The organism is Streptomyces mauvecolor, from assembly GCF_039532965.1.
Taxonomy (GTDB): domain Bacteria; phylum Actinomycetota; class Actinomycetes; order Streptomycetales; family Streptomycetaceae; genus Streptomyces; species Streptomyces violascens.
Map to the genome: position 1 here is coordinate 1 of NZ_BAAASQ010000038.1, position 18,014 is coordinate 18,014.

At 68.3% G+C, this 18,014-nt stretch carries 20 protein-coding genes and 4 pseudogenes; 9 read left to right on the top strand and 15 right to left on the bottom strand.

Annotated features, from left to right (window positions below; genetic code table 11):
- The first annotated feature begins 135 nt into the window (after positions 1-135).
- Complete coding sequence (locus ABD346_RS33930; RefSeq protein WP_344380161.1) at positions 136-357, top strand: hypothetical protein; 222 nt, start codon at positions 136-138, stop codon at positions 355-357.
- A gap of 1,046 nt (positions 358-1,403) precedes the next feature.
- Here the strand turns inward: ABD346_RS33930 and ABD346_RS33935 are convergent.
- Together ABD346_RS33935 and ABD346_RS33940 are read right to left on the bottom strand one after the other, a co-directional pair.
- On the bottom strand, positions 1,404-1,775 hold the full coding sequence (locus ABD346_RS33935; RefSeq protein WP_344380162.1) for a hypothetical protein: 372 nt from the start codon (positions 1,773-1,775) through the stop codon (positions 1,404-1,406).
- Positions 1,772-2,317, bottom strand: a pseudogene (locus ABD346_RS33940) (transposase); the annotation flags it as partial. The pseudogene ABD346_RS33940 and the gene ABD346_RS33935, both read right to left, overlap by 4 nt.
- 52 nt (positions 2,318-2,369) lie before the next feature.
- Here ABD346_RS33940 and ABD346_RS33945 point away from each other — a divergent pair.
- Positions 2,370-2,609 carry a hypothetical protein gene (locus tag ABD346_RS33945; protein WP_344380163.1) on the top strand — a complete coding sequence of 80 codons (240 nt, stop codon included), beginning with the start codon at positions 2,370-2,372 and terminating at the stop codon, positions 2,607-2,609.
- A gap of 50 nt (positions 2,610-2,659) precedes the next feature.
- On the opposite strand, the gene ABD346_RS33950 is transcribed toward ABD346_RS33945, so the two are convergent.
- Positions 2,660-2,980 carry a hypothetical protein gene (locus tag ABD346_RS33950; RefSeq protein ID WP_344380164.1) on the bottom strand — a complete coding sequence of 107 codons (321 nt, stop codon included), beginning with the start codon at positions 2,978-2,980 and terminating at the stop codon, positions 2,660-2,662.
- Positions 2,981-3,109: 129 nt separating this feature from the next.
- Here ABD346_RS33950 and ABD346_RS33955 point away from each other — a divergent pair, with 129 nt between their 5' ends.
- From ABD346_RS33955 to ABD346_RS33965, 3 genes are all read left to right on the top strand, one after another.
- Positions 3,110-3,301 carry a hypothetical protein gene (locus tag ABD346_RS33955; protein ID WP_344380165.1) on the top strand — a complete coding sequence of 64 codons (192 nt, stop codon included), beginning with the start codon at positions 3,110-3,112 and terminating at the stop codon, positions 3,299-3,301.
- A 716-nt stretch (positions 3,302-4,017) separates the two neighbouring features.
- Positions 4,018-4,359: a hypothetical protein gene (locus ABD346_RS33960; RefSeq protein ID WP_344380166.1), complete on the top strand. Its 342-nt coding sequence runs from the start codon at positions 4,018-4,020 to the stop codon at positions 4,357-4,359.
- Positions 4,356-5,144, top strand: a complete 789-nt coding sequence (locus tag ABD346_RS33965) for a hypothetical protein (RefSeq protein WP_344380167.1) — start codon at positions 4,356-4,358, stop codon at positions 5,142-5,144. The genes ABD346_RS33960 and ABD346_RS33965 overlap by 4 nt, the downstream gene beginning before the upstream one ends.
- A gap of 269 nt (positions 5,145-5,413) precedes the next feature.
- Here the strand turns inward: ABD346_RS33965 and ABD346_RS33970 are convergent, their stop codons facing one another.
- Complete coding sequence (locus tag ABD346_RS33970) at positions 5,414-6,871, bottom strand: NF041680 family putative transposase (RefSeq protein ID WP_344380252.1); 1,458 nt, start codon at positions 6,869-6,871, stop codon at positions 5,414-5,416.
- Positions 6,872-7,013: 142 nt separating this feature from the next.
- Here ABD346_RS33970 and ABD346_RS33975 point away from each other — a divergent pair.
- Positions 7,014-7,302, top strand: a pseudogene (locus ABD346_RS33975) (Tn3 family transposase); the annotation flags it as partial.
- Between the two features lie 66 nt (positions 7,303-7,368).
- Here ABD346_RS33975 and ABD346_RS33980 read toward each other — a convergent pair.
- From ABD346_RS33980 to ABD346_RS34000, 5 genes are all read right to left on the bottom strand, one after another.
- A complete protein-coding gene (locus tag ABD346_RS33980; protein WP_344380168.1) occupies positions 7,369-7,695 on the bottom strand; it encodes a DUF1048 domain-containing protein in 327 nt (108 codons plus the stop codon).
- 1 nt (position 7,696) lies between these two features.
- Positions 7,697-8,053: a DUF1048 domain-containing protein gene (locus tag ABD346_RS33985; protein WP_344380169.1), complete on the bottom strand. Its 357-nt coding sequence runs from the start codon at positions 8,051-8,053 to the stop codon at positions 7,697-7,699.
- Positions 8,050-8,376 (bottom strand): PadR family transcriptional regulator, encoded by a 327-nt coding sequence (locus ABD346_RS33990; protein ID WP_344380170.1) that lies wholly within the window; start codon positions 8,374-8,376, stop codon positions 8,050-8,052. Before ABD346_RS33990 ends, ABD346_RS33985 begins: the two co-directional genes overlap by 4 nt.
- Positions 8,377-8,544: 168 nt before the next feature.
- The gene (locus ABD346_RS33995; protein WP_344380171.1) at positions 8,545-8,739 is read right to left on the bottom strand and encodes a hypothetical protein; all 195 of its coding nucleotides are present in this window, start codon (positions 8,737-8,739) and stop codon (positions 8,545-8,547) included.
- A gap of 568 nt (positions 8,740-9,307) precedes the next feature.
- The gene (locus tag ABD346_RS34000) at positions 9,308-10,192 is read right to left on the bottom strand and encodes an RICIN domain-containing protein (protein WP_344380172.1); all 885 of its coding nucleotides are present in this window, start codon (positions 10,190-10,192) and stop codon (positions 9,308-9,310) included.
- A gap of 543 nt (positions 10,193-10,735) precedes the next feature.
- On the opposite strand from ABD346_RS34000, the pseudogene ABD346_RS34005 reads away from it, so the two are divergent.
- Positions 10,736-11,061: pseudogene (locus ABD346_RS34005) on the top strand (helix-turn-helix domain-containing protein); the annotation flags it as partial.
- A 724-nt stretch (positions 11,062-11,785) separates the two neighbouring features.
- The gene (locus ABD346_RS34010; protein ID WP_344380173.1) at positions 11,786-13,582 is read left to right on the top strand and encodes an alkaline phosphatase family protein; all 1,797 of its coding nucleotides are present in this window, start codon (positions 11,786-11,788) and stop codon (positions 13,580-13,582) included.
- 410 nt (positions 13,583-13,992) lie between these two features.
- Here the strand turns inward: ABD346_RS34010 and ABD346_RS34015 are convergent, their stop codons facing one another.
- The 4 genes from ABD346_RS34015 to ABD346_RS34030 form a co-directional block, all read right to left on the bottom strand.
- Entirely contained in the window at positions 13,993-14,175 is a 183-nt protein-coding gene (locus tag ABD346_RS34015) for a hypothetical protein (protein ID WP_344380174.1), read from the bottom strand.
- 254 nt (positions 14,176-14,429) lie between these two features.
- The gene (locus tag ABD346_RS34020; RefSeq protein WP_344380175.1) at positions 14,430-14,903 is read right to left on the bottom strand and encodes an SRPBCC family protein; all 474 of its coding nucleotides are present in this window, start codon (positions 14,901-14,903) and stop codon (positions 14,430-14,432) included.
- Positions 14,904-14,923: 20 nt separating this feature from the next.
- Positions 14,924-15,316, bottom strand: coding sequence for an ArsR/SmtB family transcription factor (locus ABD346_RS34025; protein ID WP_344380176.1), 393 nt, complete (start codon positions 15,314-15,316; stop codon positions 14,924-14,926).
- A complete protein-coding gene (locus ABD346_RS34030) occupies positions 15,313-15,759 on the bottom strand; it encodes an SRPBCC domain-containing protein (RefSeq protein ID WP_344380177.1) in 447 nt (148 codons plus the stop codon). Before ABD346_RS34030 ends, ABD346_RS34025 begins: the two co-directional genes overlap by 4 nt.
- On the opposite strand from ABD346_RS34030, the gene ABD346_RS34035 reads away from it, so the two are divergent.
- A complete protein-coding gene (locus ABD346_RS34035; RefSeq protein ID WP_344380178.1) occupies positions 15,758-16,387 on the top strand; it encodes a DEAD/DEAH box helicase family protein in 630 nt (209 codons plus the stop codon). The genes ABD346_RS34030 and ABD346_RS34035 overlap by 2 nt on opposite strands.
- Before the next feature lie 297 nt (positions 16,388-16,684).
- Here the strand turns inward: ABD346_RS34035 and ABD346_RS34040 are convergent, their stop codons facing one another.
- Positions 16,685-17,626 (bottom strand): alpha/beta hydrolase, encoded by a 942-nt coding sequence (locus ABD346_RS34040; RefSeq protein WP_344380179.1) that lies wholly within the window; start codon positions 17,624-17,626, stop codon positions 16,685-16,687.
- A 156-nt stretch (positions 17,627-17,782) separates the two neighbouring features.
- Positions 17,783-17,931, bottom strand: a pseudogene (locus ABD346_RS34045) (IS5/IS1182 family transposase); the annotation flags it as partial.
- Between the last annotated feature and the right edge of the window lie 83 nt (positions 17,932-18,014).

Sequence of the window (18,014 nt, forward strand, 5' to 3'; positions counted from 1 at the left end):
GCATAGCCTCAAAACGAGATCACCGAGTGGCCGTCGATACACCACTCCAGTGGACGTGACCTCGGAGTGCTGCGGCTCTGGCGAGACGTGGACGGTCGACGAAGGCAACTTCGTGCCCTGCTCACACGTGTTGGGGTGATCAAGAACGACCCCGCGCTCACTCCCGACGAACGGTCGCGACGGCTTGAGCAGGAAACCCCAACCGCGGGTACCTGGACGGATGTTCTCCACATCAGGGAGCGGATTGAACTGATCAGGCCGGAGCAGGCGCCAGAGGTCACTATTCCCGCTGTGATGGCGAGCGTCGGGCTCCTCTGCGCGACCGCCGCTGGGGTGTTGTCCACATGGTTCGACTGAGTTGAGGCAGGAAGAGCCCATCCGCGCAGGACCGGAGCCGAGCTTGAAAACCGTCGTGGCAGCGATGTCACCGTGGGTTCAAATCCCACACCCACCGCAGATGAACGGCCCCTGACCTGGTGAATCGGTCGGGGGCCGTTCTCGTGCAGGATCTCCGTCAGGCTCCGTGGTTCTCCGTCAGTCCCCAGTCGATCGGGCACGGGTGGGGCACGGGCTCATTGAGCTCACAGCTCTACGCGGCCATCCAGTATGAGGTGGGAAGAGCTCTAACGTGGAGGGTGGACAGCTCCACCATGGAGACGGCCGCTTCAGTCGCCTCGATGCCGTAGGCCAATGAGTGCGCCAGCTTGTTGCGCATGCTGAAGAGTGCTCGAAGTACGAGCCTTGTTCATTGCAGAGTTGAGCAAGTTCCCGAGCCGCTTGCCATCCATGCGGCGATTCTGGCAGCCAGGGCTGATGAGGTGCAGAGATTATTCACGCGCTCGCCCTTCCACTCGGCTCACCCCATCACTCACCCCAGCTCCCATCCCGTCTGCCGTCGACCCACACGCATGTGGAGCGGGCGTGGTTCATGGCGTCCAGGTGGAGCGCGCCACTGTACGAACGACCTGGACGCCATGGGCCGCGTCTGCTCGGCTCTGCCTGGGGCGATGGCAGACGGGATGGGAGAACACCACGCACGCCACGCCCGGCCGGCACCCGGGAACGACGCCCCCTCCATCCCGGAGTCGGCCGATCCCCCGCCGGAGGCATCGTTCTGACCGGCAGCTTGCCGACGGGGCTCTACTCAGGGCTGTAACTTGCTTGCGGCCCCAGGGACCGGCCCCTGTGCCGAAGGCGTGTGGAGGCCGGGCGAAGGGGCCAGCCCGCGCCGTACGCGGGCACTTGATGAAGTAGTGAAGTTTCCCTCGCTGAACCCGACTCAGCATCGCGTGGACGCCACCACGGTGCTGCTCCACTGCACGGGCTGAGTTGCTCGGGGGGGCACGGTGTACGCTCTTCCGGCTGCAACAGCCTGGTCCTGAGCAATAGTCAATAGTTGTGGATCAGTTCGCTCCTCTTGATCTGTCTTCGGAGCTGCTGGCCTTCAGCTGGCTGCGCAGACTTCTGATCTCTGCGACGAGGCGGGGGACAGCTTCGCGGGCGGCGGCGATGAACTGTGCGTTTTCGTCCCACCACTCGTCGGCGGCGTCGACGTAGCGGGGGTGCTGGACAAGGGTTGCGGCCAGGATCTCGCGGTGGTCGAAGTTCGGCCACCGCTCGCCGAGGCCGGTGTCCGGAGTGGTGCTCACGGCGACGAGGTTCATGGCGTGCCCGTCGTCGAGGCTACGGACGAACCAAGGTACTGGCGTGGCTGCCTGCGCGAGTTCGCCAAGCTGGTCGAGTTCCTCGTCGCTGAGCAGTTCCGGGGTGGTCATCGGGCTGCGATCTCCTCTCGCTCCACGAGCTGGCCATTCTCGAACCTTGCGCCCGCACGGACCAGTAGGACCAGTTGGGCTCCGGGGATCGCGCGCCAGCGGTCCTGTGCGGACTCGACGAGCTTGAACACCATGGTGAGGGCGGCGGCCGGGCTGCCGGCCCCGCGCGTGACCTTGGTCCGCAGCTTGACCGTGGAGGACGTCGACTCGATCGGGCTCGTGGTCCTCAGATGGATCCAGCGCTCGGCCGGAGAGTCCTAGAACGCCAGCAGCTCCTCCCGGTCGTCAGTGATCTTCGTGACAGCCCTCGGCCACTTCATGCCGTAGGTCTTCGCGAACGCCGCAATCGCCTTCTCGGCGTGCGCGCGGTCCTCGGCGTTGTAGATCTCCTGCATCGCCTTCGTCGCGCCTGGCTGTGCGGGCTTCGGCAGGGCATTCGTGATATTTCTGGCTTTGTGGACCAAGCGCCTCTGGTGCCGGGACGCGGGGAAGACCTCGGCCAGAGCCTTCCACAGGCCCATCGCGCCATCGCCGACGACCAGCGCCATTCGACTACCGCCAGAAGGTGGATCACCAAACGGGCATCATGTGCCCATGACAACCGCTCTGCCCACCGTGACCGTACGCCTGTGGCGTGCCGATGCCGTCGTGCTGTTCGACTGGCTGATGAGCACGGATCTCGACTCAGTGCCGGTGACGCACCCTGCCCAGAAGCAGGCACTGGCGGATCTGCTTTCCCGGTTGGAGTCGGACACCGACACTGACCTGCGCGGCTCAACTGCCGAGCAGATTGCCGCCGCTCAGGAGGAGGTCGCCAGGGACATGGGCTGGTGACATCGCCCCGACCCAGGCCGGTCGAAACGGTCTCCAACTGCTGGCTCCCACTACCCGGCCCCCAGTTCACGGAGCCGCGCCGCGTAGAAGGCGCTGATCCGAGCCGCCAGCCCCGGATCAGCGAGCAGCACCTTCTCGTCAGCCTTGCCCGCCTTCAGCCCGGCCGCCGGTTCCTCGATCCGTGCCGCATCAGGCCGCGAGGCCCGCCGCTCCTCGAGGAGCTGCTGTGTGCACCTGCGGACGAAACGGCGCAGCACCTCCCGGGCCTCTTCGAACGCATCCCTCGCGTATCCGAAGTCGTCCGGCTCGGACGCCCCTGGGGCGGTGTTCTCGGGGGGCATCTGACCGGGCGTGGACTCGGTTTCGTGCACGGCTGCCACCTTGCTTTCGGGGAGGTATGGCCATTGTCCGCCAGTTGTTGGCCAAAGCACGGCGGTGGCGGGCACAGCGTTCCGCGATGGCGCGGCGTACGGCGCCAACGCTGCCTACAGTGGGGGCAGTTGATCTTCTACGCGGGTGTCATGGCCGAGCGGGGCATGGATCTGCGCACGCTGTTCAGCACGAACGACCGCGCTCTGCACGCGGAGGAGGCGTTCACCAACCGGCAGGCCCAGTGGCAGATCATCGCCGAGGCGCTCGCCGAGCACCTGCACACGATCTCGTTGCCGGGCTTCTGCGACCGCAGATCCTGAGTGACGGCTATGGACGTGAGTGACGTGCCTGTTCTCGGGGATATCCAGGGGCAGTTGGCGAGGCGTCCAAACCTTTCTTGGCGATCTGGTCCCGATTGTTCACCCGTGCGAAGTTTCCTGGTCCGCGCCCGACATGCGTTCGGGGATCTTGACTCATGCTCCCTGCGGACGGTCGCCGTGGAGGGTGGCCCGGAACGCAGGGGTGCGTATGACCGAAGCTCCTCGAATCCAGCGGGACACCTTGCACTCGGACCGGTGCGGGTGGGACCAGCTTGTGGCTCCGTGCCAGCGAAGCTGGGTGACCAGCACCGAGCTGGATCAGAGCGAGGGACGGGCGAAACACTGGACGGACACGCGGAAGGTAGCCGGGGCCGCGGTCATCTGTCCGGTGCGGGACCTGGCGTCCTTTCCTGCTCAAGGTACGCAGCCCGTCCGCCGGTTCTCCTGGCGTACGTCCCAGCGCCACCGGCCCGGCCTGCAGTACTTGGTGAGTACTGGTCGCCACCACGGGTTCGAGAGCCATGCCGAGCAGGAGTTCCTTCTCGCGCTGGACTTTGCTGGGGAGTTGGTGGAGGTGCTCTCGCAGCCGTTCCGGCTCACGTTCACCACCTCAGCCGGGACTGGGTCGCATATCCCAGACTTCCTGGCCTGGACCCGCTCGGGGACCTGGCTGGTCGACGTGCGCCCTGGTTCATCTGATCGAGCCGGAGGACACGGTGCGGTTCGCCGCAGCGGCCGAGGCCGCGCTGGCCTGCGGCTGGCGTTACACCGTGGTGTCGGGCTGGCATCCGTACGTCCAGACGACGCTGGACACGCTCGCTTCCCAGCGCCGGCCGATGGCCGACCCACTCGGCCTGCAGAAGCAGGTGCTGGCTCAACTCGCGCAAGGACCCAGGCCGTTCGGCGAGTTGGCGCAGATGACGACCGTTCCGGTGGTGGGCCGCGCCGCGATTCTGCACCTTCTGTGGCACCGGAGCGTGGGCGTCGATCTGTCCGCGCCATTGACGGACCGGTCGGTGGTCCACCGCTCCACGCCGGAGTTGGGGAGGCCGCGATGAGTACGGGGCAAGAGCTGGAGCTCTTCGAGGGGTGCGAGTTGGTGCTGGGCGGTGCCCCGTGGACGGTGGAGGTCCTGGAACCGCACCGGGGCACGGTCGCGCTGCGGAACGCCGACGGCGAAGAACAGTCCGTGACGGTCCGGACGTTGATGCACCACCGTAACTGCCGGTTGTCGAGCCGGTCACGCCGCGACCTTCCCGCTTCCGACCGGGGCCGTCAGCCCAAGACGCTCAAGGACCTCACCCCCGCGCAGCAGAAGGTGATCGAATTCCGGCTGGCGCACCTGCTGGAGGTGGAGACCGGCCACCGCAGCGGTGATCCGTTGCGCCCGGTGGCCGGCGAGCCGAAGCCCCAGTACGACCCGGCGCGCACGCCGCTGCTGGCCGAGCGGCGCCGGGCCAAGGTCACCGAACTGGCGGAGCTACGACGGCGGGAGCCGGAGCAGGCCCAGATGGCCGGACTGGACCGGGTCTCCTCGCGCACATTGGAGAGGTGGGCGGCCCGCTACCGCCGGTGGGGCGTGATGGGCTGCGCGGATGACCGGTGGCTGCGTCCGTGCACCGGCCACCACAGCATCACCGAACCGGTCCGGGAGGCGATCTTCGCGGTCCGGAGCGAGTGGTTGGGCGAGGGGAGCACCAGCCGAGGAGTGAACGGGGCACGTCGCAATGCAGCCGGTGACAGCGACCACGGTGATGCCTCGGTGGCCTTGCTCCTCCCCACGGCGAGGCTGGCATCCACCTTGTCGGCGAATACCGCTGCGGTCTCATCACGCCAGCGATAGGGCAACACCCGAGTCCCCGACTCCACCGCGACCGTCACCGACGTGGTGAACGACAGCACGTCGACGACGACAAGACAAGCAGCGTCCTTCGCGAGAAGAGCCGCACCAGCAGGGCCCCATTCGAACCGCACCCCGTGACCTGCCTGCATAAACCAATCTCCCATGACCGAAGATCATGCCAGCGCCGAGAAACCAGCCCCCCGAGCACCTCCCGGCCCTCACAGAGCGTCACCAACCACGGGATCTGACACAGGCACTCAGCTTGTTTTTTATGGTTTGCGCGCTTTGAGCTGATTACGTTCGGCGATGCTCTCGGGGCGTCTGGTCGTTTTGCCCACGTCGTATCGGGTGTCGGGCCGCCGGTTCTTGGAGCCAAGTGGGCGCCCTGGGCCTGGAGTTGATGGTTTGGGTGCACGGGTCGGACAAAGCAAGTAGGGGCGGATGTTCCTGAACCCACGGCGGACGCGGGCCGGGGTGAGCCGGACGGGCTCGGCCGGCTTCTCCCAGGGCCGGCGGAGATCGGCCACGGCTTCGCGGGTGAGGCGGAGCTGAGTGTGGGCGGCGATGACGATCCACGTCCACCGGTCCGCCGCCTCGGGAGTGCGGAGTCTGGGACGCGTCCAGCCGAGCGTCTGCTTTTCGAAACGGAAGGTGTGTTCCAAATCGAAGCGGCGAAGGAATCCTTGCCAGCGCAGGTCGACGTCTTCGCTGGTCATGCCGGTCTTCGAGGACCACAGCCACAAGGGCAGCGGCTCACGGTCACCGGGCAGATGGTCGACCTTCAGCCGGATCAGCGTGCCCTCGATGATGGGGAGTTCACCGTCGTGGTCGATCCATGCGGAGCGGGTGGTGAGGCGGGGGTGGATGCGGTCCCAGGCCATCGCGGTCGCGGTGCCGTAGCGGTCGGTGACCTGCACCGTTTCGGTGTCCGGCTCGCCCCAGGTGTCGGGCCTGGCGAAGCGGAACTCCCTGCCGTGCTTCGGCGGCCTGCCGCCCTGGGGATAGGCCAGGGCGTACTCCTTGAGCGTGGGTGTCGGCCGTCGCATGACCCGGTCCGAGCGCATCCTGCCGAGGACCTCGATGGGGAGGCCGGTCAGGAGGTGGGCCATGCGCGGGGCGTCGTAGCCGGCGTCGAAGACGACCAGGATGTCCGGGTCCCCTGTTTCCCACTGCCCCTGGCCGATCAGGTCGGTGACAACGCGGCGGACCTGGCCGGCGGTGACCTCGGCGACATCGTCGTCGGGGCCGAGCCGGACCGCGTCCAGCAGCTGGCACCACGACGTCCGCCCGGTCTCCAGCGCGGCGACGAAGGAGTACGGCCAGCCGGGGATGAACTGGTCCGAGGAGCGTCCCGAGCGTCCGTAGACGTGACAGAACAGGCGGTCCGGGCTGGTCGGCGCGTCCGGCCGCAGCCACGCCGAGACATCGACGGCCAGGACCAGGCGCCCGTCGGCGGCCTTGGGCTGCGGCAGCATGGCCAGGGCCTTGCGCAGCCCGTCGACATCGATGCGACCCTGGTTGAGCGCGTCATACATCGCTCCGTGCCCGCCCCGGTGCTCGGCCAGCAGCGTCAGGTCGACCGGCGAGGTCACCGGCCCGTCCTCGCAGAGCATCGCGTCCGTGAGCTCGAACAGCGTGTCACCACGTGCGGTCAGGCACGCGTAGAAGTCTTCCCGGAAGTGTGACGTGAAGTCGAACGCATCGCGTCGGGCATCGTGGTCCACCACACTCACCTCTGCGGCCTTCGTATGAACGTGATTCCGTGGCGGAACGCATGGTCATACGAAGGCCGTCAGCGTGCCCGGCGAATCCCCAGATGAGCGAGCCTGTACGAGGCAACGTTCGAGGACAGAGGTAAAAGAACAAGCTCAGGCGTACCGCGACGGCATGGAGGACGAGCTCGGCGCGCTGGCCTGGTCCTCAACGCCATCGTGCTCTGGACCACCCGCTACATCGGCGGCGCCGTCGCCCAACTCCAGGCCGAGGGCCGCGAAATCCAGGAAGAGGACTTCGCCCGGATCTCCCCGTTCAAAAGCGCAACCTGAACCTGCTCGGCTGCTACAGCTTCACTGCCAGCGTTCCTGCCACCGGTGCCTTGCGTCCGCTGCGCGACCCGGATGCGCCCAAGCTGGATGAGGACGAAGAGGGCGAGGAGTGAGCGCGAGGGCGCTGCTCGACGGTTACGCAGTGCCCTCGATCCCGGCCCGCACCCGGGCGGCGGGGGTCACTTCTCGTCCGCGCCGGGTTCCGCGCTGATGGATGCCTGGTAGACGTCCGCGTAGGTGGGGGAATCCTTGACCAGATCGTCGCAGAACGCGGCGACGTCCGTGCCGATGAGTTCCACCACCCCCTTGCCTGCGGCGACGCCCTCCTCGAAGAAGTCGACGATCCCGGGGAGCAGGCGCCCCTCGGACAGGCTGATCGGTCCGACCTTGAACAGGTACTTCTGCATCTCCTTGTAGACGATCTGGTAGTCCGGCGGGAGTGCCTTGACCCGAGCCACGTGCGCCCGCCACTCCTTCTTGCCTTCGATGATGTCCTGGATGCTCATATCAGCCTCCCAGCCGGTTCAATTTCCTCGCGACGTTCCTGTTCAACTGCTCGCGCGACCGGTCGCGATAAGTCTGGGCCCCTGCTCCGCCGGCCAGCGCGGTGCAGAAGCCTTGGATGTCCTCGCCGAGCACCTCGTGGACGCTCTGGCTGTCCGCCGCTGCTACTTCGAGCAGCCCCAGGGCGGAGTCGAGGATCGGCATCAGGTTGCGACCGGTGAAGTCCCCGTAGGGGAAAAGGTGGGCGATGATCTGCCCCCACGCCGCCCGGTAGCCGTCCGGCAGGACCTCGGCCCGGGCCTCGAACGCCTTCCATTCCCTGGTGAGATCGCTGCCTGTGACCTTCTCCCAGAAGTTCATCTCCCGCCCTCCTTGAGCCTGTCGATGCGTGATGAGAGGTACTGCCATTTCGCCCAGAACTTCGCGAGTTCCTCACGTCCGGCGTCGTTGAGCGCGTAGAACTTGCGCGGCGGACCAACCCCGGAGGGTCGTTTCGTCACCTGGACGAGCCCGTTCCTCTCCAGCCGCAGCAAGATGGTGTACACCGTCCCCTCGATGACGTCGGCGAAGCCGAGCTCGTTCAGCTGGCGGGTGATGGCGTACCCGTAGGTTTCCTCACTGCCGATGATTTCGAGCACGCACCCTTCGAGCGTGCCCTTCAACATCTCCGTCAGGCCGTCCATCCCGGATGCTCCTCAACCCTGTCAGTACTACGTGCCACCGAGTACCACTATACGGTACCACCGAGTAGTGGAGAGTGGCAGCATTTCCAGTAGGCGCTAGCCGAAAGCCTGTGCAAGCCTTCCGTGCGTGCGGGTGGCTCGCCCAGGGCCCCCTTGGGCTGCCGAGGATCAGGTCCGCCAGCGGAGCAGAGCGCGGCGGGGCTTGCCCAGCTCCTGGCCGCGGTCGTCCTCCGGCTCCGGCTCCGGCTCCGGCTCCGGCTCCGGCTCCGGCTCCGGCTCCGGCTGTGCGGGAGACGACTCCCAGGCGGTCTCGGTGTCGGCTTCCTCCCGGACGATGTCGTCGGCGCAGCACGTTCCGTACACGAACAGGCCACCGGCATTCCACGCTTCGCCATGCGCGGTGGTCTCCCGCCAGCGCCGGTCGGCGAACTTCTGCCCGCACCGCCTGCACGCCGGACGCCGCGCCTCGCGGCCGTCAGCGTCTGCTCACCGGCCCTGCCCAGACGGCGCCACACCGCCACGCCCGCACCGCGCTCCAGGGTGGTGAAGACGACCGGCACCACCTGACCGTAGTCCCAGCCGTGATCCCCCGGTGGTACACCTCGTACCGGCGCGACGCCCAGTAAGTACGTGGGTACTCGGTCTCCTCCTGGTGCCAACGTCCCGGCCGGGCGGATACCGCGCGGACCGCACCGGGCCAGGCCCAGCACGAGCGGAGACGACGCCTTGGCCGCAGGCGCTCCCGGCCGGGAGCGCCTGCGGGTCGAATGGCTGGTCAGCGTTGGTGGAGGGTGATATCTCCAGGCCGCGGGCGCTGCGTTGGTAGACGGGGGCCAGGCAGGCGTGGGCGAGCGTCTGCTGCTGGGCCGCTACGGTGCGGGCGCCGTCCTGGCCGGCGCCGGAGGAGAGGGCCCTGCGGATCTTGGTGTCGTCACTCGGGTGAAGGCTTGGCAGCGGCCTCCCGGGCCGCCCGCAGCCAGTTGTTCAGGACGGCATCGTCCAGGTGGTCTGCCGCTACATACACCCAGCCGTGCGATGACCGGCCGCGGAACCCCAAGGGGCGCCGGTCTGAGAGGGGGGCGCGCTGATCAGGGTGTTCCAGGGTGAAGTTCTGGGTGTCGTGCTGGTAGCCGCCGGGCGTCGGCTCGCCCTGGGCGCCGTGGCAGTCCCAGATGTCGAAATAATCGCCTTCGGTGGACTGCTGGCCGCGGTGGATGTCAAGGCACTTGGGCGTGTGGCTGGCCGCGCTCACCAGGCGGTACAGGGCATTGCCGTCAGAGCCCTGGCGGCCGACGGGCTCCAGGAACCAGCGCTGGGCGGCGGACTCTACGTCCGGGTACTGCCAGACGTCCATGCCGTTGATGGTCGCGTTGTGGTTGAGGCTCAGGAGCAGACCGCTGTTGTCTCCGGTCACGGTGAACGAGCGGGGACCGGCTGTTCCGCGCAGGGCGCTGAAGTGCACGGGCCAGTGGCCGCTGCCGGGGTTCGGCTGCACAGCGATCTGCCACCGGTCGGTGGTCAGGTTGGCCACCATGTGGTCGTACTCCTCGCCAGTGCGGAACGTGGGCTGGTCCGGGTTGTACACGCGGTAGTCGGACGGCGGGTTCAGCTCGTCCCATCGCTGCGGGCTCCGGTTGAAGTCGCCGAGCGCCTCCCAGTTCGTGACGTGCTGGACGGCGGCCGTGAACGCGACGAGGCGCAGCAGCGCGCCAGCGTCGTTGCCGTTTCCGGACTGGGCGTGCAGCGAGGCGAACAGGATGCTGTTGGTGCGGTCGATGACGCCGAGTGCGGGCCGGTAGGCGCTCGGGATGTTCACGACATTGCCGGGCCCGGGACCCCACGAGGTGATTATCCCGAGGTTCCGGCTGGGCGTGCGCAGGATGAACAGGTGCCGCTCCGGGCCGCGCTGACCCTCGCGCCACAAGTAGTGCTCGACACCGCCGCCGGTCGTGCCCTGCAGGCGGGCACCGGTCGGTGGCGTGTCCGGAACCTCTTGGAGGCGAGCACGTCGTGGCGCAGAGACATGGTGTAGGCGATGGTCCAGCGGCTGGGGCCCTGGTCCATGTTCCAGGTCGCCGCGGTATGGCTGTCCGGTTCCGCCGCCTGCGCGGTACTGGTCGATGCGACGAGACCCGCGCAGACCATGAGGAAGGACGCGAATGTCAACCGAAGTGCAGAGAAGTCGACTTGACCCGGCGGGGTGGGCCCGGGCGGCTGCGCTCTCTGGTCGCGGTTCTCGCGATGCGATCAGAAGCCCGTCGGATCGGCGGGGGCGACGGGAGAGGTGTGCCTATCCAGGGACCGGCACTCCCTGGCTACGGCCTGGATGGGCGTGCGGATGCAGGGGATCCTGTACCTCGTGGACCGAATCGAACTCGCCGACTTCCTGTGCCGCGCCCGCACCCGCCTGGCCCCTCGCGATGTCGGCCTGTACGCGGGTCCGCGGCGTCGCACCCCGGGCCTGCGCCGCGAGGAGGTGGCCCAGCTCACCGGGATGTCCACCGACTACTACACGCGCCTGGAACAGCGCCGCGGCTCTTACCCCTCGCGGCAGATGCTCACCGCCCTGGCCCGGCCCTGCGCCTCACCGACGTCGAGCGCGACCACCTGTTCCACCTCGCGGCCCAGGAGCCGCCCCGGCCCGGCGGCTCCTCGGACCACGTCCGCCCGGGGCTGCTGCTGATCCGTTCTCAGCGATCACTTCATGGCCCAGCCTCCGCTGCTGCCGGCCGCAGCGTTCGCACCCCGTGGTGCGGTTGGCGCAGCGTGCACCAGGAAGGGAGAGCGTAGGAAGACGTCGTCCGGCTCCTCCTCCTGCGGGAAGCTCAGCGGGAACGTGCCCGGCAAGCAGCGCGGCTCCCCCACTTCCCGTGCCGCCGAGCGCGTCGTACGCATGCTGCAGGGACAGGGACAGGGAGCTGGGTGCGGCGGCTAGCGGCCCTTTGTGCCGTGCCCGCCACGCGGTTCACGGGCCGCGTAGTTGCGCTGCCAACTCCGAGAGCACATCGAACCCCTGCGTCACATTGCCGCGGGTCAGGGGAGCAGTTGGGTGAGAGCAGCCCGGCCGAGCGCCGGGCCCGGCAGGCCGCCGTCGCGGGCAGTGCTGCCGCGATGAACACCCCGGGAGACATCCGCTTGCAGCTCGGAGACAGAGGTGCGGCGAAGTCCTGGTACCGCAAATCGGCCGCCACCGGCGACGAGAACTGCCTGCGAAGCCCCGCACGGACTCTCGCCAGGGCAGCTATGACCATCACCATGCCAACTTGTCTAATCAAGTTTGGACTTGGTTCTTCCGTCTGACGGCAGGGATCGATATCCATGTCCCGTTCATCGTGCGCGGCCGGGGCCGAACGGCCCGCTCCCCCATGAAACCCACCCTTTTCACACGGGACGAGGTACAGAAATGCACTTGCGCCGAAGACTCCTCAGCTGGGGGCTCGCCCTCCTCGGCTTGCTGATCTTCTCCCCTCCCCCGGCCCACGCGGCCGGGGGCAGCGGCAATCTCATCGTCAACGCCGATGCGGAGGCCGGGGGTTACTGCACTGACGACTGGGCGGCGGCCACCACTGTGCCCGGCTGGACCACTCAGGCCGGCGGGGTGAACGTGATGTGCCACACCGCTGGTTCGTTCGGGCTGCCCAGCGACGGCAATGCTCCCGGCAAGGCCTTCTTCGGGCCCGGCAACTTCGGTGACGGTTCGATGTCGCAGACCGTCGACGTCTCCTCGGCGGCCGCGGCGGTGGACGGCGGCGGGGTGAGCTACAACCTCTCCGGCTGGCTCGGCGGCTGGACCACCTACAGCGGGTACGCCGCCGTGAGCCTGCACTTCCAGGACGCGAACGGCCGTCCGCTGGGCAGCACCGCCAAGCTGCCCACGGTGTCCGCCTCCGACCGGGCCCTGGCCACCAAGTTCCTCGCCCGTAGCACCACCGGTCCGGTACCTGCGGGTACCCGCTCGATCCAGGTCGAGGTGCAGTTCCTGTCGACGTCACACGAGACCGGCTACGTCGACAACCTCTCCCTTACCCTGAACACACCGGTCACCGCGCCGGCCCCGCTCGCTCCTCCCGTGTCGAAAGTGCCGGGCTACGACCACGTGTTCATGGTCATGATGGAGAACACCGACTACTCCGCCATCATGAACGATCCGGCCGACACGCCCTACCTGCACAGCCTCATGGCTCAGGGCGCGACCATGACCGACTTCCACGGCGTCTACCACCCCAGCGACGAGAACTACCTCGCCGTCGCCGGCGGCGACACCTACACCAAGGGCGCCACCTACTGGCCCAACATCAACTCGCCCCAACGCCACCTGGGCGACACCCTGGAGGCGGCCGGCAAGAGCTGGAAGGCCTACGAACAGGGGATGGGCACTCCCTGCAACACCAAGAACAACAATGACAGCTACTACGAGCCCGACGACGCGCCGTTCATCAACTACACCAATGTCAGTGGCGACGCATCACGCTGTGCCGCGCACCTCTTCGACACCACACAGCTGACCACCGACCTCGGATCGGCTTCGACCACCCCGAACTTCTCCTGGATCGCCGCCGACGACTACTACGACGGCGAGGCGTCCGGCAACGGCAACGCCACCAGCCTCAAGACCCAGGACGGCTGGCTGAAGCAGACCCTCACCCCGGTCCTGACCTCTCCCGCCTGGACCCAGCAGCGCTCGCTACTCGTCCTGACCTGGGACGAGAGCAACAACGAGGCGTACAACCACATCGTTACCACGCTCGTGGGTTCCCAGGGCACCGTTCCGGCAGCGACCACCAGTCCCGCCCACTACGACCACTACGGCATCGCCCGCACCGTCGAAGCGGCCCTCGGCCTGCCCGGCCTGACCGCCAATGACACCTACGCAACGCCGCTCAACGCGGCCTTCGCACCGAACACCGGGACGACGCCGACTCTCACCGGCGATCTGAACTCGGTCGCGAACGGCGGCAACGTCACCTTCCGGTACTCGGTACCGTCCGCCGCGCAGGTGAGCGCGAAGAACTGGATCGGCATCTACCCGGCCGGCGTCGCCCCCGGCAAGCAGTCGTCCCTGGCCTGGGCCTACGCACCCGACTCCAGCGGCGCGGTGACCTTCTCCACCGGCAAGCTGAACGGTCCGGGCAGCTACGACGTGTACTACCTGGCCAATGACGGCTACTCGGTGCTGGCCGGACCGTTCTCACTCGCCGTGGGCTGATCCGGCGGCCCTGCTCCGTCACACCAGGCAGCACCCGAGGCGAGGCACGGGTGGGATGGCGCGCAGCGAACGGGGGTGCCAGGCGGGCATACACGGAAGCACCCGCGCGGGCCGGTGACCTGCGGTTCCCGAGACTCCCCGGGGGCCGGCTCCCCGGCCTGTTCACCGCCCTGTGCCGTAGCGGTAGGCACGGCGCCGCCGAGTCGTCTTCGGTCACTGATCCCCGCTACGAAGCCTCTGCCGGCCTCCGGGCCGGCGGGGGCTTTGCACGTCCGCTGCCTGGGACGGTGATGTACCGGCTCCCCCAGCGGAACGCCGCGAGCCTCGTGCAGCGGGGGGTGCTTTGGCGCCCTTGAGCGTCTCCCGCTTCACAGCCTCGGTCCACCTCTCTCCGCCGCGATGTTGTCCACTCAACTCCCCACGGCGCTCATGCTCCTGCGGCAAACCGCGACCCGGCGCAGCACCTCGTTCTCCTGCTCCAGCAGCTTGAGCCGACAGCGTGCTTGCCGTAGTTCCTCGCTCTCCTGACTGGTCACCCCGGCCTTGGAGCCGTCATCGATGCCCGCCCGGCGCATCCACTTCCACAACGCCATCGGGTGGACTCCGAAGTCGGTGCCACTTGCTCGACCGTCACACCCGGACCAGGATTCCGTGCGACCCACACGACGTCCTGGCGGAACTCTTCCGGATAGGGCTGAGGCACAGCGACGTCCTTCCCGCCTGCCTCACAGGGCAAGCCAGTTCAGATGTCACCCGATCGCGCGGCAGACCCGAAGACCCCGATGAGGATGTGTGTGACATCCCCTCGCCTGCCCCCGGATCGGCGGGTAGGGCTGGGAAGGGGCGGTCAGGCTGGGTGGTGGTCGGGGACGGCGTTGAGTTCGACGTCGTGTTCGAGGAGGGCCTTCATCGCGCAGAGTGCGGTGGTGAAGCCGCCGACGGTGTCGTTCACCCAGCGGACGGTGTCGTCACCCGAGCCCTGAAAGCCGGTCTCGGTGGCTTCGACGAACGTGGCCCCGTCCGTGTGTGGGGTGAACTTCAGCTCGACCGTGGTCGGCTGCGCGTAGTTGCCCCATGCGAACCGGATCAGTCGTCCTTCCTGCACTTCCTCGACGCGGACGTCGGCCGATGCCCCGTAGGTTTCCCATTCCCAGCGCAGCTCAGCCCCTGTGACCATGGGCCCACTGCTCTTGCTGTACCAGAACCGGGTCGTGACGGCCGGATCGGCGAAGGCTTGGAACGCCTCTGTTGCGGGCCTGCGCACCATCATGCAGGCGTACGCGGCAGGCACGCGGGTGAGGTGACGGTTCTCCATGGACATGATCATGCTCCTCTGTGGGGTCAGGCCGGGGGACGCGACCCGTTACGACTCGTGCGGTCGGCCTGCGCGTCCCGCTGTGCGGCCTCGGCGATGTGCTTGATGCGTGCCAGGCGCCGGTCCCAGTCGGCGGCGAGCGAGGCCATCCACCGCGCCGTTGCGTCGAGCGCCGCGGGCCGCACCGTGTAGCGCACCTCGCGCCCGATGCGGCCGCCGGACACCAGCCCGGCGGCGTCCAGGACGGCGAGGTGTTTGACCACGGCCTGACGCGAGACGGGAAGATGTTCGGCGAGCGTCGTCGCGGAGGCCTCACCCTGCGCGGCGAGCAGTTCCAGCAGCCGGCGCCGCGTCGGATCGGCCAGCGCCGCAAGGACGGTGTCGACCGCCTCGACGCTGCCGCGGGGTTCGTCGCTCACGCGGCAGGCTGCTCGGCGCGCGCCTTGAGTGCGTCGAGCTCCTGGTGCCAGCCCCCGGTGTTGTCCTCGACCGCCCTGCCGCGCAGCTCCACGGACCCGGCCAGCGCCGCGAACCCGCTCTCTACGACACGCAGCCGCGTCCTGCCCTCTTCCGGTGTCAGCGTGAACTCCACGAGGGTGCTGTTGTCCTCGCGGAGTTCTTCGCCTGGGAACGCGCTGGCCCAGCGGTACGCCAGGTAGGTCGGCGGGTCGACCTTCTCCACGCGCACCGGGAAGTCGCCGTACTCCGGGTTCTTCGCCACCATCGTCTCGCCCTCCCGAGCCACCGTGCCGGGCAGGCTCGCCTTGTCGGCCACCCAGAAACCGGGCTCGGCCACCAGCGACCAGACCCGCTCCAGGGATGCCTCGATCAGGGTTTCGCGTTCGATCCGGTGCTCGCCCATGAGGGGGACTCCTTTCATCGCCGACACTGGGTGCAACTCCAGAGTTGCACGTCACGAGACTTGGCGCAACCCGAGAGTTGCACCTCGATCGGGGTCCCCCGGCTGCGGGGCAGCACGTGCCGTCGCCTCCCCACGGTGCAGAGGTGGGATCAGCCTCCGGAAACATCGGGTCGACGCGAAGCACCGCATCCTGAGCGCATTCGGGTTCCCCGCCCACCCCTTGGTGTCCGACCGGGGCTCGCGGGCGAGGGTGGTGTCGGCGACGGGTTCCGGGAAGACGTTCACCGCCGCGTCGGCCGCGCTGGACATGTTCCCTGCGGGGCGGGTGCTGGCGCCGACGCTGGACCTGCTGGTGCAGACCGCCCGGGCCTGGCGCCGGGTCGGGCACCGCTCCCCCATGGTCGCCGTGTGCTCGCTGGCCGACGATCCCGTGCTGGAGGATCTCGAGACGCGGGCTACGACACATCCGATCCAGCTCGCTCTGTGGGCCGGCACACCGGCCCCTGATCGCGCTCGCCACCTACGCCTCCTCCCTCGTCGAACGCGACGTCCCCGACGACCTGTTCGCCGGATCGCAGGTGCCGGGGAGGGTGCCGGGGCCGATCGACCACGGCCTGGCCAGTGGTGACGGGCTGTACGGGCAGACAATCGGTGCGGACCTTGCCTTCGACTTCGGCAAGAAGCCTCCGAAGTTCCCGGCCAGCACCGAGGAGTGGGGACGCCGCGCCTCCTCCAGTACCCCTCCCGCAGATTGCGGCCCGTGCGGAGGTAACGGACTGCCCCGCGGTGGCTCTTGGGGCGCGCTGGTCCGGAGGTCCGGCTGGTGGCGGGATTGGCGGGAAAGCCCTGCAAGGTGCTCCCGGTTGTTCCTTGCGGCCGGACGTAACCGCTGCGACAGCACCGGCCGCAAGCGACCTGTCCGTGATCACGCAGTCGAGGGACGCAGGAGCTGGCCCAACTCGGTGTACATCTGTGTGACTGCGGCGTCGACGGCCTGGGAGTGGGTGTCGTAGTTGATGAACCCGTGGATGAGCCCGGGGTAGCGGTGCTTGGTGACCGGCACGCCGGCGGCGGCCAGCGCGTCGGCGTAGGCCAGCCCCTCGTCCCGCAACGGGTCGAGTTCGCCACAGCCGACGACGGCCGGGGCCAGGCCCCGCAGGCTCTCGGCGAGCAGCGGGGAGGCCGGGGCGCGGGTACCCGCGGTGAGGTCGTCCGCGAGGTAGAGGCGGATGTCGTTCTCGACCTCATCGGTGGTCAGCAGGTAGCCGGTGGCGCACTCGGTCCGGGACGGATAGTCGATGCCGATCCGCAGGTCCATGACGGGGTAGGCGAGCAACTGGGCCGCCAACGGTCGACCCTCGTCCCGGAAGGCGAGGGCCACTGCGGCGGCCAGGTTCGCCCCGGCACTGTCCCCGGCGAGGGCGACCGGTTCACCGAAGTCGGCGGGGTGGTCGGCGACGTGGTGGGCCACGGCCAGGCAGTCGTCGTAGGCGGCCGGGAAGGGGTGCTCGGGGGCGAGCCGGTAGTCGGGGCTGACCAGGATCGCGCCCAGGTCCCTGCACAGGCGGCGGCAGACCCCGTCGTGGGTGTCGAGGTCGCCGACGATGAACCCGCCGCCGTGGATGAAGACGACCGCCGGTGCCGGACCGGCCGCCTCGGGCCGGTAGACCCGCACGGGTACCCCGGCCAGACGGTCGTCTTGGACCGACGCCACCTCGATCGGCGGGTTGGGTGCGACGGCGAGGGACAGCATGCGGTTGCCCGCCCGCATCTCCTCCACCGTGGGAGCGGTGGCGGGCGGCGGCCCGTCCACCCCGAACTGCTTCAGCAACGCCTCGATCTGCGGGTCGATGGGGCTCAGGGGCATCGGTACGCCCTTCCGATACGGTGCACAACGCACGCAGCCCCCGCAGACGACTCCACCGTAAGGCGGACCTGCGCGCCTTTCACCCGCCCGGGACCCTACGAGTGACGGCTGAGTCCCAGCCGCACCACAAATCATCAAGATCGCTTAGAGGGCGTCTTACGTGGCGAGTTTGGCGAGCTTCTTGTAGCTGGTCAGAGCGGCGGCGAGGCTGAGGAAGGCGAGGCAGTGGAACCCTTTCGCTCATATCGGACGGTAAGGCGGCGGTAGCCGCACAGCCAGGCGATGGACCGCTCGATCCTCCAGCGGATCGCGCGGCAGACGCACGGACGAGCAGGCTTCACTCTGCTCCGGCACCGCATCCTCCTCGGATAGCAGCACTCTGCGTCAC

Excerpts from the sequence above, each read along its gene's own strand:
- ABD346_RS33935 (WP_344380162.1), bottom strand. The coding sequence starts at position 1,775 with ATGACCACCCCGGAACTGCTCAGCGACGAGGAACTCGACCAGCTTGGC.
- ABD346_RS33945 (WP_344380163.1), top strand. The coding sequence starts at position 2,370 with ATGACAACCGCTCTGCCCACCGTGACCGTACGCCTGTGGCGTGCCGAT.
- ABD346_RS33965 (WP_344380167.1), top strand. The coding sequence starts at position 4,356 with ATGAGTACGGGGCAAGAGCTGGAGCTCTTCGAGGGGTGCGAGTTGGTG.
- ABD346_RS33980 (WP_344380168.1), bottom strand. The coding sequence starts at position 7,695 with ATGAGCATCCAGGACATCATCGAAGGCAAGAAGGAGTGGCGGGCGCAC.
- ABD346_RS33985 (WP_344380169.1), bottom strand. The coding sequence starts at position 8,053 with ATGAACTTCTGGGAGAAGGTCACAGGCAGCGATCTCACCAGGGAATGG.
- ABD346_RS33990 (WP_344380170.1), bottom strand. The coding sequence starts at position 8,376 with ATGGACGGCCTGACGGAGATGTTGAAGGGCACGCTCGAAGGGTGCGTG.
- ABD346_RS34015 (WP_344380174.1), bottom strand. The coding sequence starts at position 14,175 with ATGGCGTTGTGGAAGTGGATGCGCCGGGCGGGCATCGATGACGGCTCC.
- ABD346_RS34020 (WP_344380175.1), bottom strand. The coding sequence starts at position 14,903 with ATGTCCATGGAGAACCGTCACCTCACCCGCGTGCCTGCCGCGTACGCC.
- ABD346_RS34035 (WP_344380178.1), top strand. The coding sequence starts at position 15,758 with ATGAGGGGGACTCCTTTCATCGCCGACACTGGGTGCAACTCCAGAGTT.
- ABD346_RS34030 (WP_344380177.1), bottom strand. The coding sequence starts at position 15,759 with ATGGGCGAGCACCGGATCGAACGCGAAACCCTGATCGAGGCATCCCTG.
- ABD346_RS34040 (WP_344380179.1), bottom strand. The coding sequence starts at position 17,626 with ATGCCCCTGAGCCCCATCGACCCGCAGATCGAGGCGTTGCTGAAGCAG.